Source organism: Chryseobacterium sp. GQ58 (assembly GCF_059758895.1).
The window spans coordinates 548745-563948 of sequence record NZ_JCAXEH010000002.1; the positions used below are offsets into that span (position 1 = coordinate 548745).

The 15204-nt window shown below is 36.5% G+C and carries 13 protein-coding genes; 3 read left to right on the plus strand and 10 right to left on the minus strand.

What is annotated here, in order from left to right:
• Window position 1: 1 nt before the first annotated feature.
• The gene (locus AC6CHK_RS06665) at window positions 2–358 is read right to left on the minus strand and encodes a response regulator transcription factor (RefSeq protein ID WP_498094740.1); all 357 of its coding nucleotides are present in this window, start codon (window positions 356–358) and stop codon (window positions 2–4) included.
• 11 nt (window positions 359–369) lie between these two features.
• A complete protein-coding gene (locus tag AC6CHK_RS06670; protein WP_498094742.1) occupies window positions 370–4266 on the minus strand; it encodes a response regulator in 3897 nt (1298 codons plus the stop codon).
• Window positions 4267–4584: 318 nt separating this feature from the next.
• On the opposite strand from AC6CHK_RS06670, the gene AC6CHK_RS06675 reads away from it, so the two are divergent.
• The 3 genes from AC6CHK_RS06675 to AC6CHK_RS06685 are packed head-to-tail and all read left to right on the plus strand — an operon-like array spanning window position 4585 to window position 7335.
• On the plus strand, window positions 4585–5853 hold the full coding sequence (locus AC6CHK_RS06675; protein WP_498094743.1) for an NAD(P)/FAD-dependent oxidoreductase: 1269 nt from the start codon (window positions 4585–4587) through the stop codon (window positions 5851–5853).
• Window positions 5854–5871: 18 nt separating this feature from the next.
• Complete coding sequence (locus AC6CHK_RS06680; protein WP_498094745.1) at window positions 5872–6867, plus strand: SDR family oxidoreductase; 996 nt, start codon at window positions 5872–5874, stop codon at window positions 6865–6867.
• 24 nt (window positions 6868–6891) lie between these two features.
• Window positions 6892–7335: a DoxX family protein gene (locus tag AC6CHK_RS06685; RefSeq protein WP_498094747.1), complete on the plus strand. Its 444-nt coding sequence runs from the start codon at window positions 6892–6894 to the stop codon at window positions 7333–7335.
• Here AC6CHK_RS06685 and amyA read toward each other — a convergent pair.
• The 8 genes from amyA to AC6CHK_RS06725 form a co-directional block, all read right to left on the minus strand.
• Window positions 7269–8741: an alpha-amylase gene (gene amyA / locus AC6CHK_RS06690; protein ID WP_498094749.1), complete on the minus strand. Its 1473-nt coding sequence runs from the start codon at window positions 8739–8741 to the stop codon at window positions 7269–7271. The genes AC6CHK_RS06685 and amyA overlap by 67 nt on opposite strands.
• A gap of 117 nt (window positions 8742–8858) precedes the next feature.
• On the minus strand, window positions 8859–9476 hold the full coding sequence (locus AC6CHK_RS06695; RefSeq protein WP_498094751.1) for a hypothetical protein: 618 nt from the start codon (window positions 9474–9476) through the stop codon (window positions 8859–8861).
• A gap of 17 nt (window positions 9477–9493) precedes the next feature.
• Entirely contained in the window at window positions 9494–10147 is a 654-nt protein-coding gene (locus AC6CHK_RS06700) for a DUF6766 family protein (RefSeq protein ID WP_498094753.1), read from the minus strand.
• Between the two features lie 11 nt (window positions 10148–10158).
• A complete protein-coding gene (locus AC6CHK_RS06705) occupies window positions 10159–11676 on the minus strand; it encodes an FAD-dependent oxidoreductase (RefSeq protein ID WP_498094755.1) in 1518 nt (505 codons plus the stop codon).
• A 225-nt stretch (window positions 11677–11901) separates the two neighbouring features.
• Complete coding sequence (locus AC6CHK_RS06710; RefSeq protein WP_498094757.1) at window positions 11902–12654, minus strand: SDR family oxidoreductase; 753 nt, start codon at window positions 12652–12654, stop codon at window positions 11902–11904.
• Window positions 12655–12658: 4 nt separating this feature from the next.
• Window positions 12659–13456 (minus strand): SDR family NAD(P)-dependent oxidoreductase, encoded by a 798-nt coding sequence (locus tag AC6CHK_RS06715; RefSeq protein ID WP_498094759.1) that lies wholly within the window; start codon window positions 13454–13456, stop codon window positions 12659–12661.
• 2 nt (window positions 13457–13458) lie between these two features.
• Entirely contained in the window at window positions 13459–13959 is a 501-nt protein-coding gene (locus tag AC6CHK_RS06720) for a CinA family protein (RefSeq protein WP_498094761.1), read from the minus strand.
• Between the two features lie 38 nt (window positions 13960–13997).
• Window positions 13998–15164, minus strand: a complete 1167-nt coding sequence (locus AC6CHK_RS06725; RefSeq protein ID WP_498094763.1) for a zinc-dependent alcohol dehydrogenase — start codon at window positions 15162–15164, stop codon at window positions 13998–14000.
• Window positions 15165–15204: the final 40 nt, after the last annotated feature.

The window sequence follows — 15204 nt, forward strand, 5'->3', positions numbered from 1 at the left end:
TTTATTTTGGCGTAAAACGTTTTATTCTTAACATCAATTCATTAGGGCTGAAAGGTTTTACTATAAAATCTGCCGCGCCCAGATCGAAAGCATTGAGTATCACCTCTTCCTGACCCATGCTTGAAAGAATGATAACCGGTATTTTTTTATCCATTGATTTAATGGCTGAAAGTATTTCAATTCCTGAAGCAAAAGGCATCATAATATCGGTAATGGCAAGATCTACAGGCTCATTTTTCAGAGTCTCTATCGCATCTTTTCCGTTACGGGTGAGAATTACCTCGTGTCCTTCTTTTACTAATTTATGTTCAATTGTTTTTAAAATAAGCTCATCATCTTCTGCAATTAAAATCAACATAATTTCTTTTTTTAATTTATTAAACTGTTAATTATACTCAAGCCAACTTTTATTTCATCAGATATTTCTTTCTGCAACGAAAAATAATCTTTATTAATATCAATTTCATTTTCCCAGTTTCCGGAGCATTTTGCAAGCCTGAAAAGTCCCGCTGTACCGGCTGTTCCCTTAAGCTTGTGAAGAATCATTTTTACGGTTGACGGATTTTTTTCTGTGGCTGCGGTTTTTAGTTTTTCATCAGAAACCGTGAGTTCCTGAACCACTAAATCTAAAAACATCTTTTTAAAATCCTCATCATCACTTCCTATTTGCTCGTTGAGAAGCTGAATATCAAGATATTCGTTAGGTTCAAACAAAGTATTTTGCGCTTTGGAATTGTCGTTGGCTATATATTTCTTTAATGTTTCTGAAAGATCATTCTGCCTTAAAGGTTTGGGAAGAAAATCATCCATTCCGGCTTCCATGCATTTTTCTTTTTCACCCAGAATATTGCCTGCAGTCACTCCAATTATCGGAACATTTGAATATCCGGGCAGCAGACGGATCTGTTTCGTGGCTTCAATGCCGTCCATTACAGGCATCTGAACATCCATTATGATAAGATCAAATCTTTTTTCTTTGCATTGCTCCAAAGCCTGAAGGCCATCAACAACTTCTGTGAGTTTTGCATCAGGTATCAGCGACTTCATCATTCTGTTGTTGAGCACCATATTTACAGGATTATCATCAACAAGTAAAACATCCGGCGCAGACGCAAATGAAGATTGTTCTTTTTCAGGTAAAATCTTTGTTTCCGTATCTTTTTCGGTATGCTTTATTACGCGTCTCAGCGTTTTGTAAAGTTCTTCGGACTTTATTGGTTTTAGCAGAAAATATGAATTTTGTTCCGGCTTGAAAGAATTGATCACATCATGTTCTTCTGAAGAGGTATGAAGAACGACAAGCGGGGCAATTTCGTTTTGGCTGTCAAATAATTCTTTGATTTTTTCAATCGTTTCAAGACCGGACAACAAAGGCATGTGATAATCCATTAAAATAACATCAAAACGCTCGCCCTGCTTCAGTATCCGGATTGCTTCCATTCCGTTAGCCGCCAACGTAGAATTGATATTTTTATAAGCCAGCATGTGCTGAAGAATTAGCCTGTTGTTTTCGTTGTCATCCACAACAAGCACTTTATCTATATTTAAATCTTCATTTTGCTCAATAATTGCCGTTTCGTAAGGAACCTGAAGGTCAAAATAAAATACCGAACCTTTCTCCAATTCGCTGACGAGCGAAAGGTTGCTTCCCATGTATTTTAAAATATTATTCGAAATCGTAAGTCCCAAACCTGTTCCTCCGTAACGCTTGCTTATTGAGCTGTTTTCCTGTGTGAAGGCATCAAAAATATGTTTTTGCTTTTCAATGGGAATTCCAATTCCTGTATCTCTTACGGCAAATCTTAAAGTGATATTTTTGTCATCAATATATTTTTTTTCAACCTTAAGCTCTATTTCGCCTTGTTCTGTGAATTTTACGGCATTTCCCAAAAGATTAATCAAAACCTGTTTCAGCCTAGATTCATCCAGCCATAAAGTTTTTGGTAAACCCTGTTCTATATTCAGAAGAAGCTCAATCTGTTTTCGCTGTGACTGATAAAGCACAACATTTACAACCTGATTAACGACATCATATACATCGGATTTCTCGATCAGAAGTTCCATTTTGCCGGATTCTATTTTAGAAAAATCAAGAATGTCATTAATGATATTTAGAAGATTTTCACCGGATTCATTGATATAATTCAAATATTGTGATTGAACTTCGTTGAGCGGTGTTTTAAGTAAAAGGTCTGAAAACCCGATAACTCCGTTGAGAGGAGTCCGGATTTCGTGGCTCATATTGGCTAAAAACTCTGATTTGGCTTTATTGGCTATTTCAGCTGCTTTTTTTGCTTTTTTAAGCTCTTCGTTTGCTTGAATGGAAGCAGTAATATTTTGTGTCGAGACAATGACGCCTCCAATAATGTCGTCTGAAAGATACCAAGGCGTAGCTTCCAAACTGTAATGCTGCAACCCTTCTTTGTTGGCGATTTCTACAGCAAAATTATCGTTTTTATATGCTTTACCTTTTAAAGCGTTGAGATATATTTGTTTTCTTGTTTCCGGAACATTGGGTGAAACTTCAAACATATGTTTTCCTTCCAGATCAATATTATTCATATTGAATTCTTCTTTCCAGCTTTTGCTTACCGAAAGATAATTGAGATCGTTGTCAAACATCGCAACTGAAGCAGGTACATACGTTACAAACGATTGCAGCATTGCTTCTTTCTTTTCCAGCTCAAGAAATATTTTTTTGAAAGTATCAATATCCTGAATGATGCCGTATACTTTTGTACAGACGCCATCATCAAATTCCGGTATTCCCTTTACTCTTACCCAAATTACGACTCCGTCATTGCGCACCAATTGCATTTCTTCGTCATACGGAATGCCTTCGTTTACAGCTCTTTCAAATAAAAGCTGAATTCTTTTTTTACTTTCTTCTTCATAAAAATCAATTGCATTTTCAATATTAGGCTTAAAACTGTCGTCAACTTTGTGAATTTCTCTTGTAGATTGTGACCAGAATACGGAATTGTTTTTAAGATTCACTTCCCAGCCACCCAACTGAGCTACGGCACTCGTTTGCTCAAGCATTTTTTTTGTATAAACAAGATCCCTTTCCATAGCCATTCTCTCGGTAACGTTGAGAGAAGTGCTGATCACATAAGGCTGCCCGTCTTCATCAGTTTCTACTACATTATGATACATCCAGATAATATCTTCTCCGTTTTTTGTTCTTAAGAGCATTGTCCCGAGATCTTCTTTATTATCGTTGATCCGTTTTATATACTGTTCCAGCAAAGGCCAGTTCTTTTCGGGTACAAGATCTTTTAAGTTTAATTGTTTTACTTCTTCGGAAGTATATTTAAGGGTTTCTCTGCCTTTTTCGTTGACCGCAAGAATATTTCCCTGCATATCATGCATACTCATCAGTCCGATTGCATTATCAAAAAAGCTTTTGAATCTTCTTTCGGAGCTTTCCAATTTTAGCTTTTCTTCGATCAAATGAGTAATATTAATACCAAAACAAAAAATTTCGGTACGGGTTTGATTCCATTTAAAATACCATTCAATAATATTACTGTTTGAATGATCGGTCGTGGTCACGCTGGTGAATTTCAGCTCGTCATCAGTTTTGGAAAACTTTTCGGGTTTTAAATTCGGGTCGCCCAAAAGTGTGAAAAAACTTTGACCATTTGCCTGGCTTTTATCAATACCAAAAGCTTTCTCAAATGCTGGATTAATATCCTTAAGCATAAAATCTTTATCTAAAACACAGATAAAATTATTTGAAATACTAAAAGTCTGCTCAAAATACTCTGCCTGAATATTTTTTTTCTTTCCAATAAGCGTTTTGGTGACAGCTTCCCCTAACTTTCTAAGGGTTTCTATTTGTTTGTCAGTTAAAGTTTTAGGAATATAATCGATTACACAAAGAGTTCCTAATGCAAAGCCATCATTATCTATAAGCGGTACGCCCGCATAAAAACGAATTCCGCCTTCTTTAATAAGCGGATTATGAGCTGATCTTTCGTCAAGCAGCGTGTCATTAATAACCAAAATTTCCCTGCTTGCAATTGCGTATTGGCATACCGTATTTTTTCGGTCTACGAAATCCAGCGAAAGGCCGACGCAGCTTTGAATCGTCTGTGTTTCGCTTTCCATCATGGCGATAAGCGAGGCCGGACAATCGGTAATTGTACATGCAACCTCGGCAAAAACATCCAATTGTGGATCTTTTCCCAAATTTAAAAGACCAAATAATTCAAGCTGTTTGATTCGTTGTTCTTCATCTTCCGGAATCGGATATATATTCATATAATTTTAATCGTATTTATATTTTGTATTCTTAAGCAAGAATGCTTCAAATTATGCTTTGAAAATGTTACTTTGTTGATAACCAGACTTATCATAGAAAGAACAAATCGTCCACAAATTACAAATTTATTTGTACAGAATTACAGAAAAAATCATAATAAATAGTTATGAATGTTAAATTTTAAACAATATTAAATTATGTAGTTTTATATGTATAATATTTAAACAAATAAGAAAACTTCCGAACAAATGACAACAACACCTTTTTTTGGTCTTATTATTGAATGAAACTTATGACCACTTCAATATCCGATCAATATGAAAAAGCACATTGTCATTGTCGGAGGAGGATTTGCAGGTATCAATCTGATCAAATCCTTAAAAAACGACAAAAGATTCCAGATTACTTTAGTTGATAAAAATAATTATCACTTTTTTCCACCTCTTATTTATCAGGTTGCGACTTCATTTATTCAGGCTTCGAATATCAGTTATCCGTTTAGGAAATTATTTGCAGGACACAAAAATGTACGCTTTCATATGGGAAGCCTGCTGAATGTAAATCCAGAAACAAAAACCATTGAAACAGATACAGGCGAATTGAAATATGATTATCTCGTGCTTGCATTGGGTACAGAATCTAATTTTTTCGGAATGGAAAACGTACAGAAATGTGGTCTTCCGATGAAAAATATCGAAGAAGCGCTGTATTTGCGAAATCATATGCTTTTAAACCTTGAAGAAGCAGCACGGAATAAAGATATTGAAAAAGCTGAAAAACTACAAAATGTCGTCATCGCCGGTGGCGGGCCTACAGGCGTAGAATTGGCAGGAATGCTTGCGGAAATGGGAAGATATATTGCGAGAAAAGAATATCCTGAAATAAAATTGGGACTTTCCAATTTATATTTAATTGATGCATTGCCTACTCTGCTTTCGCCAATGAGCGAGATGGCTCAAAAAACGTCTTATGAAACTTTAAAAAAGCTTGGCGTTAAAATTCTTCTTAATGTTTCCGTAAAAGATTATGTTGACAATAAAGTAATATTATCGGACGGAAAAACAATAGAAACTGAAACACTTATCTGGACTTCCGGAGTGATTGGCCGGGAAGTTCCGGGAATTCCGAAAGAGAGCATCGGAAAAGGAAGAAGGATATTGGTAGACGCTTATAACAAGGTAAACGGAATCGAAAATATATACGCCTTGGGTGATATTTGTCTTCAGCTTACAGATGAAAATTTCCCGAAAGGACATCCCCAACTCGCGCAGGTTGCTATACAACAGGCTAAAAATCTGGGTAAAAACTTTAAACGCATTGAAGACGAAAAAGTAATTGTCTCTTTTCAATATAATGATAAAGGAAGCATGGCAATTATCTCAAAATTCAGAGCAGTGGTTGATCTTCCGAAATTTTCTTTCAAGGGTTTTATTGCCTGGCTTACGTGGCTGTTCATTCATATCATTCCGCTTGTAGGCTTCAGAAACAGACTGCGTTTGGCCCTGGACTGGTTCAGATTGTTTATTACCAACAATCCTTCGATAAGGCTGATTCTTTATCCGAAAAAAAATGCAAGTAACGATTAACCATTTATAAAATATAATATGAAACCTGTAAGAAATATATCTCCGCTTTTTGGCAAAACAGTCGTGATAACCGGTGCTTCCAGCGGCATAGGAAAAGCAACTGCTGAAGCTTTTGCAAAAGAAGGCGTTCATCTTGTCCTTGCTTCCCGCGGTGAAGATGCCTTGAACGAAACGGCACAATTATGCCGAAATTTAGGAGCAACTGTCTTGGCGATTCCTACCGATACTTCAATTCCTGACGAAGTTTATAAACTTGCAGAAAAAGCATTCCAGCTCAATAATCGTGTTGATTTTTGGGTAAACAATGCCGGTGTTTTGTCTTTCGGTAAATTTGAAGAAACTCCGATTGAAGTTGTTGATCAGATCGTTAACACCAATCTTCTTGGTTACATGCATTCGGCGCATGCTGTTTTACCGATCTTTAAAAAACAGAAAAAAGGGGTTCTAATTAATAACATTTCTATCGGCGGATGGATGCCAGCACCGTACGGAACTGCATATACCGCATCAAAATACGGAATCAGAGGAATGGTGGAAAGCCTTCAGGCTGAAGTTTCGGATTTTCCTGATATTCATATTTGTGCGCTTTATCCCGGATTTCAAAAGTCTTCAGGTATTGAACATGCCGCCAATTATTCTGGAATAAAACTGAGCACACCGCCTCCGTCATTTGATCCTAAAAGTTTGGCCGAAGCGATCGTGAAAGTGGCTAAAAATCCTGTAGATGCAGCGTATACAGATTGGTTTTCAATTGTTTTTAAAAACTTATACGGAATGTTTCCCGGAATGATTCGGAATGTTTCTTCATCAATGATGAGGCTCGTAATGAAAGTAGCAAATAAGGAGAAAGATACAAGCGGAAATATTCTGGAACCTTCAAAAGGAAATATGGGAATTCACGGTAAAACATTGCTTCCTTCCGCTTCGAAAGTGGTGAAAATTACTGCTGTAAGTGTGCTTTGTTTAGGTTTGATAAGTGTTTTGGCATCATCAAAAAATTCAGGAAAGTCTTAAATATTCAATTTGAAAATTAACATTATGGATTCTAAAAACATTTCAAGAATTGCTTTGGGTGCTTTCTTAATAACTGCAGGAATCAGCCATTTAACTTTTGCGAGAAAAGAATTTCAGGCACAGGTTCCGGAATGGGTTCCGTTGAAAAAAGACGATACGGTGGTTTATTCAGGAATTACCGAAATCCTTTTGGGAACGGCAACCATTGCAGCTCCTAAAAAATATAGAAGTGCAATGGGAAAAATCTTAAGCACCTTTTTTATTGCTGTTTTACCGGGAAATATCACACAATACAAAAATAGAAGAGATGCTTTTGGTCTGAATACAGATAAGTTGAGATTTGCAAGGCTTTTTATGCAGGTTCCGCTTATTGCCTGGGCTCTAAATCAACTCAAGATTAATTATTCAACTTTTATCCAGATACTTACGGACTTTTCATTGACGAAGAAAGTTCCTTTTCCGTTGTGATCTGTAATGACTTCTCCAGTTGAATGACCTAAAAAATCTTTAAATTTTGAATTTGCATGGTTTTTTCCAAGCTCTATTTCTTTAGAACTTTTTTCACTGTTTGAGATCAAAACAACACAACCGGGATGCTCTTCATTGCCAGTTCTTACCCAAGCGACGCAATTGGGATGATCAAAATACTTCACTTCTTTTCCATAACCGTATTTTTGGCGTGCTTCCAATAATTTTGGAAGGATTTCAACTTTCGGCATTGTGATTTTTTCCTCTTTTCCATCTTTCTCATCCGTATATTCCGCACCGAAAAGATCCGGATAAAATATGCAGGGATAAGCTTTTTCCAAAAGTAAAATAAATGTATAAGCAAGAGGTTTAAACCAATCTTTAACAGCAGATTCCAACGCCTGAAGTTTTTGTGTATCGTGATTTTCTACAAAAGATACGGCATAAACAGGATTCACTTCAAGAAATGTATCCTTTAAAATTTCGCTTAGATTATAATCTTTTCCTTCTTCGGAAGCTGTATGAAAATTGTAATGCAGCGGCGCATCAAAAAAGGATAAAAGGCCATCCATTTTATCAGAAAATTTGGCTATTTTTTCAACTTCATCTTTCCAGAATTCTCCTAAAATAAAGCAGTCTTTGTTAATTTCTGTTTTAATATAAGTAATCCAATCCTTTAAGAAATCCGATGAAATATGTTTCAGGGCATCCAGCCGGAAACCATCTACTTTTGTTGTTTCAAAATACCATTTTATCCAGTCTTTCATTTCCTGAATCACATGCGGATTACGGTATTCTACATCGGCGCCCATCAGATAATCAAAATTTCCAAGTTGATGGCTTACTGTTTCGTTCCATGTGGTTCCGTATTCGTTATGAATTTTAAAAATACCTTTTTTTTCTTCATTATCTTTGGTGATCACATCGATTCCGCTGAAGCATTGATGATCCCAAACAAAATCCGAATATTTTCCATTTCTTGCCGGAAAGGTAAATTTAGTGCATGCCGAAGCAATAAACGGATCACTTATAATTTTGTTTCGATCTTCTTCATTTACCTCATGAACCGTGATTTTTTCCAGCTCATCACCGCCCATTCTGTGATTTAAAACAATATCGGCATATACAGATATTCCGGATTCGTGAGCCTTATCAATTGCTTTTAAATATTCTTCTTTGGTGCCGTATCTTGTTGCAATTCCACCTTTTTGATCAAATTCCCCTAAATCATAAAGGTCATAAACGTCGTAGCCCCTACCCTTTTTTCCGAGATCACATTTGTTGGCCGGCGGAAGCCATACAGCGGTAATACCAATATTTTTAAGATAATCAACTTTTTGAATAAATTCATTCCAAACATCACCCGGATGATACCAATGGAAGAACTGAATAATTACTCCATTCATAATTTGTTAGTATTAAGTTAATAATAATGTTAATTTGTTGACATAAAAATAATTTAACCCGATAAGATTAAATTAATTGACGCCTTATTTAAAGAATTTAAATGCTGAAAGACAAAATTATTTAAAATCGAGCAAGCCGTCTGCCAGCTTTTTCCATTGAATTTTTGAGAAACCAATAATTCCACCTAAAGCAATACACAGATTTCTTAGCTTGTCGAGAAATATTGCATTGAAATTTGGGATTTCATTTCTGCCATAAATTCCGGTTTCTATACGGTTTCCATCCCGAATTATTGTAAAATTGGACGTAGCTGATGAAGAATAAAAATGCGCGGTATGATTATTTTTTTTGTTATCTGGACTTTTTGTAGGTCTGCAAATTATTAAAATATATTCAAATTTGTCTTCAATGTTTTGATAATCAATTATTTCTGTAATTTCAACCCATTCAAATCCTTTTGACTCAAAATTTCCGGGACCCGGAATATCTATTCTGATATAATCGTTTTGCTGAGGATTTCTTTCGACATAATGCCCCGAAGAATCGTGAAGCTTAAAATCTGCAAAGCCTTCGCCACAAAAGCTTTTCCAATTGTGAACGGAGAAGAATCGTTGTTTTAAAATTTCAAAATTTTGAATTGCAGCTTCATTCGTATCAAATTCTTTTTGACTTTCCGTATTATGAAAACCACCTTTTATCTGTTTCGGAATTACTTTTTTAAGTTCTGATTTCATGGGTCAAAATATTTAAATTAATTTTCATCGTGAGGCGTATCGACAGGCTTAGATTCCGGCGAACCTTTTTCACGAAGCCAGATCGAAAGAATAACAATAGATGCAACCGCCAAAAATTCGCTTTGCCAATTCTGAAAAGATTCAAACCAAAACCTCGATTCCGCGATATAATGCTGAGCAGTCACCGGAAGTTCGTTTTTAGCGATTTGCTCGTCATTAAAATCCTTAAGGCTTCCATAAAAATGTAAAATAAAGCTCAACAAAAAAAGAATAGCAAACGCAATAGAAAGTGAATGTTTGTAAAGCGCAAGCCAAATGCCTCCTTTTTTTACAGGCCAAGGCGCATTCGGATGAGGTTTGGGCTCTTCGTCTATATCTTCTTTTCCTTCCAAAGATTTAGATTCGCTTGAGCCTTGCTGTCTCAAGAAAACCGTGAATAAAACGTAAAGCATCATTTGTAGAAATTCACTTTCCCAGTTTTCAAATGTTGCCTGGATAAAATGGCCGCTTTGAATATATTGTCCTAAACTTAATACAGCTTGTCCTTCCTCCAATAGTTCTTCATTATTGGTTTTCCAGCCTGTAAAAAACTGTGCAACAAGGCAAATAAGCATAAACGCCATCAATACGATGCTCAAACCATTTCTGTAAAAAAAGCTGTGTTTAGTCATGATAATGGATTTTATAATTCAGGGTCTATTCTTTGTAAATTATTTACAGCAGGCGCATTGAGCATTTTTCCATTCACATTGAAACGCGATCCGTGACAAGGGCAATCCCAGGTTATTTCGGCGCTGTTCCATCGTACTTCACATTTTGCGTGCGGGCACGTACTTTTCAAAAGATGGGCTTTGCCGCCAACTTCTTTGTATATCGCATAAGTGTCGCCTTCATATTTCACTACTTTTGCTTCTCCTTCTTTCACTTCGGCAAGAGAATTTATTTTTTCAGCAAATATTTTATCCTTAATAAAATCTGCAGCTACCGTTATATTTTCTTTCACAAAATTTGAAAATCCTGCAATAGGTTTTATTCTTCCCGGATCAAACAGTTTTTCATATCGGTTTGAGCCGTTTAGGATAAGTTCGCTTAAGATATTTGAAGTAATTGTCCCAAATATCATCCCGTTACCAGAAAAACCTGTCGAGACGTATACTTTTCCGCTACTTCCGGGCATTTTCCCAATATAGGGCAATCCGTCAGCCGGCTCGTAATACTGACTGGACCAGCTATAAACAGCGGTTTCCACATCAAAATAATCGCGAACATAATTTTCAAGACTCGAAAAACATTCTCCTGTATTTTCTGCATGTCCCGTTTTATGATCTTCTCCGCCGGCGATAAGGAGTTTTTCGCCATTTATTTCATGAGTTCGGTAATAATGATAAGGATCGTGCAGGTCATATCCTAAATCCGGATATTCAGTATTGTCTTTTAAGCGAAACGCAATAGCATAGCTTCGGTAAGGCGCAGTCGTAAAGTTGAAAATGGTGACGCCGGGCGGAATGTGTGTTGCATAAACAACATTTTTAGCTTTAATTTCACCTTTTGATGTTTTCAGAATCACGTGTTCTTCTTTTTCTTCATGGCTTTCACAAAGGCATTCTTCAACGATAAAACCACCCGATTTCATAAAAACTTCGCATAAGCTTTTGATATATTTTATAGGATGAAATTGTGCCTGATTTGGTATTTTTACCGCTTTTTTGAAAGGTATGGGAAATGGTATTTCGTTACAATAATCCATTTGATGACCTACTTTTGAGCTTCCTTCCACAATATCGTCGAGTTGCTTTTCCTGCTTTTCGTCCAAAGCAAAAAGATAGGCTGTTTTGGTTTCAAAATCACAGTTAATATTATGATCCTGAACATTAGATTTTATAATATCAATTGCATTTTTCCCTACTTGTGCAAAGAGTTTTGCATTTTCTAAACCGAACTTGCTGATCGTATCTGAAAAAGTAGTATCAAAAAAATCATTTAAATGGGCAGTTGTACCGCCTGTGGTTCCAAAACCTATATTGTGTGCTTCTAAAATAACACATCTTTTACCGCTTTTCTGCAATTGCAGCGCCGTTGAAACTCCTGTAATACCGCCACCAACGATAGCGACATCAAATAATTGTGTTGTATCGACTTCTGAAGAAAATGTTTTTATTTCTTCCTGCCATGCGCTTTTCCTTGCTCCATCTCTATTCATAGCTTCATTTGTTTTAAGTTAATTGTCATTTTTAAGTTTATTAATCTGGGTTCGGAGTAAGATTTCCAAACGCAAAGTCAAACAGAATTTAGATAATATTATTTTTCATTATTTAAATTAAACAAAGGTGTTTCACTTAAAACGAAATACAATCTTTGCTTTTTCTTTACGATAAATATTTATAATTTAAAATCAATAATTTAATCGAACTCAGTTTTTATACCTTTATCCATTCACAATGATACCGCCATTCGGATGCAAAACCTGACCGGTAATCTGTGCAGACGCATCGCTTGCCAGAAATAAAAAGCTTGTTGCAACTTCTTCCGGCGTGGCGTTTCGCTCAAAAGGAGGCTTATTCGGATCGTCTTCTTCTTCACCAAAAGTTTCTTTGGTAAGCGGTGTTGCAACAGGTCCCGGAGCTACTGCATTCACACGGATTCCTTTTGGCTTTGCCTGAAGAGCAAGCGAACGCGTGAAAGATACGATGGCTCCTTTTGTAGCAGAATAATCTAGAAGCTCAGGATGTCCCTGATAAGCAACGGCAGAAGTCGTATTGATAATGCTTCCGCCTTGTTTTAAATAAGGGAAAACAATTTTTGTAAGTAAAATCATTCCGATAATATTCGAGTTGAATGTCGTTCTTACATTTTCTTCTTTCAGATTTTCGATGTTATCTTCTGGAAACTGAATACCGGCATTGTTTATCAGAAAATCAATTTTACCAAATTCTGACATCACTTTTTCTACAGTCTGTTCACAAAATTCATAATCATTAATATCACCGGCAAAAAGAATGCATTTTCTTCCCAAATCGGTTATTTCCTTTTTTGTTTTTTCTGCGCTTTCATCATCTTCATAATAAATGATAGCAATATCGCAACCTTCTTTTGCGAAAAGTGTGGCTGCCGCTTTTCCAATTCCGCTGTCTGCTCCGGTAATTAATAAGGTTTTATTTTGTAATTGAAATTCTTTCATAGTTTTATTTTTCGTTGACGGGTTTTTGCATTTCGCTCATTCTGTGAGCAACCAGGCTGTCATTTGCTAAATTGGAAATTGCTACGTTAATTTTGTTTTTCAGACCGGAAACAATTTTATCATCACCGCTCATCAAGGCATTGTAACCATCTAAAGCCACTTCTTCGGGAGAAGATAAATTATCAGGATCTTCAAGAATTTTACTTTCCGTCATATCAGCTTTGTTGAAAAAATCTGTGTCTGTAGGTCCCGGTAAAAGAGCCGTTACGGTAATTCCGGTATCTTTCAGTTCTTCACGAATGGCTTCAGACCACGAAAGGACAAACGCTTTAGTACCGTGATAAACCGAATGCCACGGGCCGGGAGCCTTGCTGGCGATGGAAGCAAGATTTAATATTTTTCCTGATCCTTTTGAAATGCGGTCTTTTAAAAACAGTTTTGTTAAAATAATAACAGAAACAATATTGAGCTTTATAATATCAATCTCACGATGCAGATCTGTTTCTTCAAATTTCCCGTAAACGCCTTGCCCGGCATCATTTACCAAAATTTCAGGGCTTATTCCGTTTAATTTTAAATCTGCATACAACGAATAAGCTTCATCTTCAATAAATAAATTTTTTGAAATCGGAATAACATTTACTCCATATTTTTTGAATTCTTCTGCTTTGGTTTGCAGTTCTTCGTGGTTTCTGGCAACGATGACAAGATCATAACCGTTTTGGGCAAACAGCTTTGCCAGCTCGTAACCAATTCCGCTTGTGGCTCCTGTAACAAGAGCATATTGATTTTTACGTTCCATAATTATTTTAGCATTAAAAATTGGTTAAGCTCACTTTTGAGACAACCCAAAATAAATTCTGTATAATATATCTGGGCATTTAAAGCCTGAGTTTTAGGATGAAGCTCAAGCTGTTTTGAAAGAATAATCTCTCCTCTGTAACTAAAAGAAAAGTAAGAAAATATCTTAAATCCCGAATTACGAACAGGCGTTGCATAGCCTGTAATGGCAATCGACCAGTCTGTCTCAAAAAGTTTTGCTACATTCAAAGCCATTGTATCGGCTATATTTTGTGAAACGCAGTCGTTTTCTTTTGCTTCATTCCTGTCAATATTTAAGAACTTTACTTTTTCCTGTAATGTATACGTCGTTATGCCTCCTTTATAAAACATGGAAGCATTTGGCATTTGTGAAAAAGCCAACTGCAGCAAGCCGGAAGTCACACTTTCTGCAATTGATATCGTTTCATTGGAAGTAATGAAAGACTGACTGATATATTCTAATAAGTTTTTTTGAAATTCCATGGCATAATGTATTATTGTTAAGTATTTAATTGAAACATTTATTTCCAGGGATCAAGTACGACTTTTACACATCCGTCTTCTTTTTTATCGAAAATTTCATAGCCTTTTGCTACTTCATCCAAAGACAAGCGGTGTGTAATAATATCATCCAGTTTTACCTGACCTGTTTCTACATATTTCAAAAGTTTATCAACAATTGGATGTACAGGAGCCTGCCCGGCTTTTAATGTAATTCCTTTATCGAAAATCTGTCCGAGTTTAAAATTGTCATAATGAACAGGATAAACTCCCAATACAGAAACGGTACCACCACGTCTTACTCCGCTGAGGCAGGCCTCCAATACTTTAATAGAACCTTTTTCAAAATTTATTAAAGCTTTGGCTTTATCCAAAAAGCTTCGTTCCGGCTCGAAACCTACAGCGTCAATGCAAAGATCTGCACCGCGTCCGTCTGTAAGATCTCTGATCTGTTCCACCGTTTGATCTGCATCTTCCCATAAAATGGTTTCGCAGCCCGTAAGCTTTTGGATTTTATCTAATCTGTATTGTAAAGTATCAATTACGATTACCTTTTTTGCATTGTGTAGAATTGCACTTTTAGCAGCCATTGATCCGACAGGTCCGGCTCCGAATATGGCGACAGTTTCTCCACCTTTCAGCTCACCCCACATGACACCAATGTAGCCTGTCGGGAAGATATCTGTAAGGAATAGAACCTGCTCATCGGTAAGGTTGTCAGGAACTTTTCGAGGACCTACATTAGCATACGGAACCCTTACATATTGAGCTTGTCCGCCATCATATCCGCCGTAGAGATCTGTATATCCGAATAATGCGCCTCCTTTTTCTGTAAGAATTCCTCCTTCCGGTCCGTAATTTTCAGGATTACTGTGTTCACATGCTACCGGAAGATCGTGCTGACAGAAAAAACAGCTTCCGCATGCTATTGGAAACGGAACAACTACTCGGTCACCGATCTGAAGATTGGTAATATTTTTTCCGACTTCTTCTACAATTCCCATAAACTCATGTCCCATTACCATTGGGCGTAGTTGTGGCAAACCTCCTGAATACATATGCAGGTCGCTGCCGCAAATCGCAGTGGAAGTTACTTTTAAAATGATATCATTGGAATCCTGAATAGTAGGATCATCGACTGTGTCGCAGGTAATTTTACCCGGTGCATGAAAAACTGCAGCTTTCATAATTTTAAATATTTTGTGTGGTGTGGATTATTTTATTTCA

Bases quoted from the DNA above. Each gene is read 5' to 3' on its own strand.
- AC6CHK_RS06665 (WP_498094740.1), bottom strand. From the start codon at position 358: ATGTTGATTTTAATTGCAGAAGATGATGAGCTTATTTTAAAAACAATT.
- AC6CHK_RS06670 (WP_498094742.1), bottom strand. From the start codon at position 4,266: ATGAATATATATCCGATTCCGGAAGATGAAGAACAACGAATCAAACAG.
- AC6CHK_RS06675 (WP_498094743.1), top strand. From the start codon at position 4,585: ATGAAAAAGCACATTGTCATTGTCGGAGGAGGATTTGCAGGTATCAAT.
- AC6CHK_RS06680 (WP_498094745.1), top strand. From the start codon at position 5,872: ATGAAACCTGTAAGAAATATATCTCCGCTTTTTGGCAAAACAGTCGTG.
- AC6CHK_RS06685 (WP_498094747.1), top strand. From the start codon at position 6,892: ATGGATTCTAAAAACATTTCAAGAATTGCTTTGGGTGCTTTCTTAATA.
- amyA (WP_498094749.1), bottom strand. From the start codon at position 8,741: ATGAATGGAGTAATTATTCAGTTCTTCCATTGGTATCATCCGGGTGAT.
- AC6CHK_RS06695 (WP_498094751.1), bottom strand. From the start codon at position 9,476: ATGAAATCAGAACTTAAAAAAGTAATTCCGAAACAGATAAAAGGTGGT.
- AC6CHK_RS06700 (WP_498094753.1), bottom strand. From the start codon at position 10,147: ATGACTAAACACAGCTTTTTTTACAGAAATGGTTTGAGCATCGTATTG.
- AC6CHK_RS06705 (WP_498094755.1), bottom strand. From the start codon at position 11,676: ATGAATAGAGATGGAGCAAGGAAAAGCGCATGGCAGGAAGAAATAAAA.
- AC6CHK_RS06710 (WP_498094757.1), bottom strand. From the start codon at position 12,654: ATGAAAGAATTTCAATTACAAAATAAAACCTTATTAATTACCGGAGCA.
- AC6CHK_RS06715 (WP_498094759.1), bottom strand. From the start codon at position 13,456: ATGGAACGTAAAAATCAATATGCTCTTGTTACAGGAGCCACAAGCGGA.
- AC6CHK_RS06720 (WP_498094761.1), bottom strand. From the start codon at position 13,959: ATGGAATTTCAAAAAAACTTATTAGAATATATCAGTCAGTCTTTCATT.
- AC6CHK_RS06725 (WP_498094763.1), bottom strand. From the start codon at position 15,164: ATGAAAGCTGCAGTTTTTCATGCACCGGGTAAAATTACCTGCGACACA.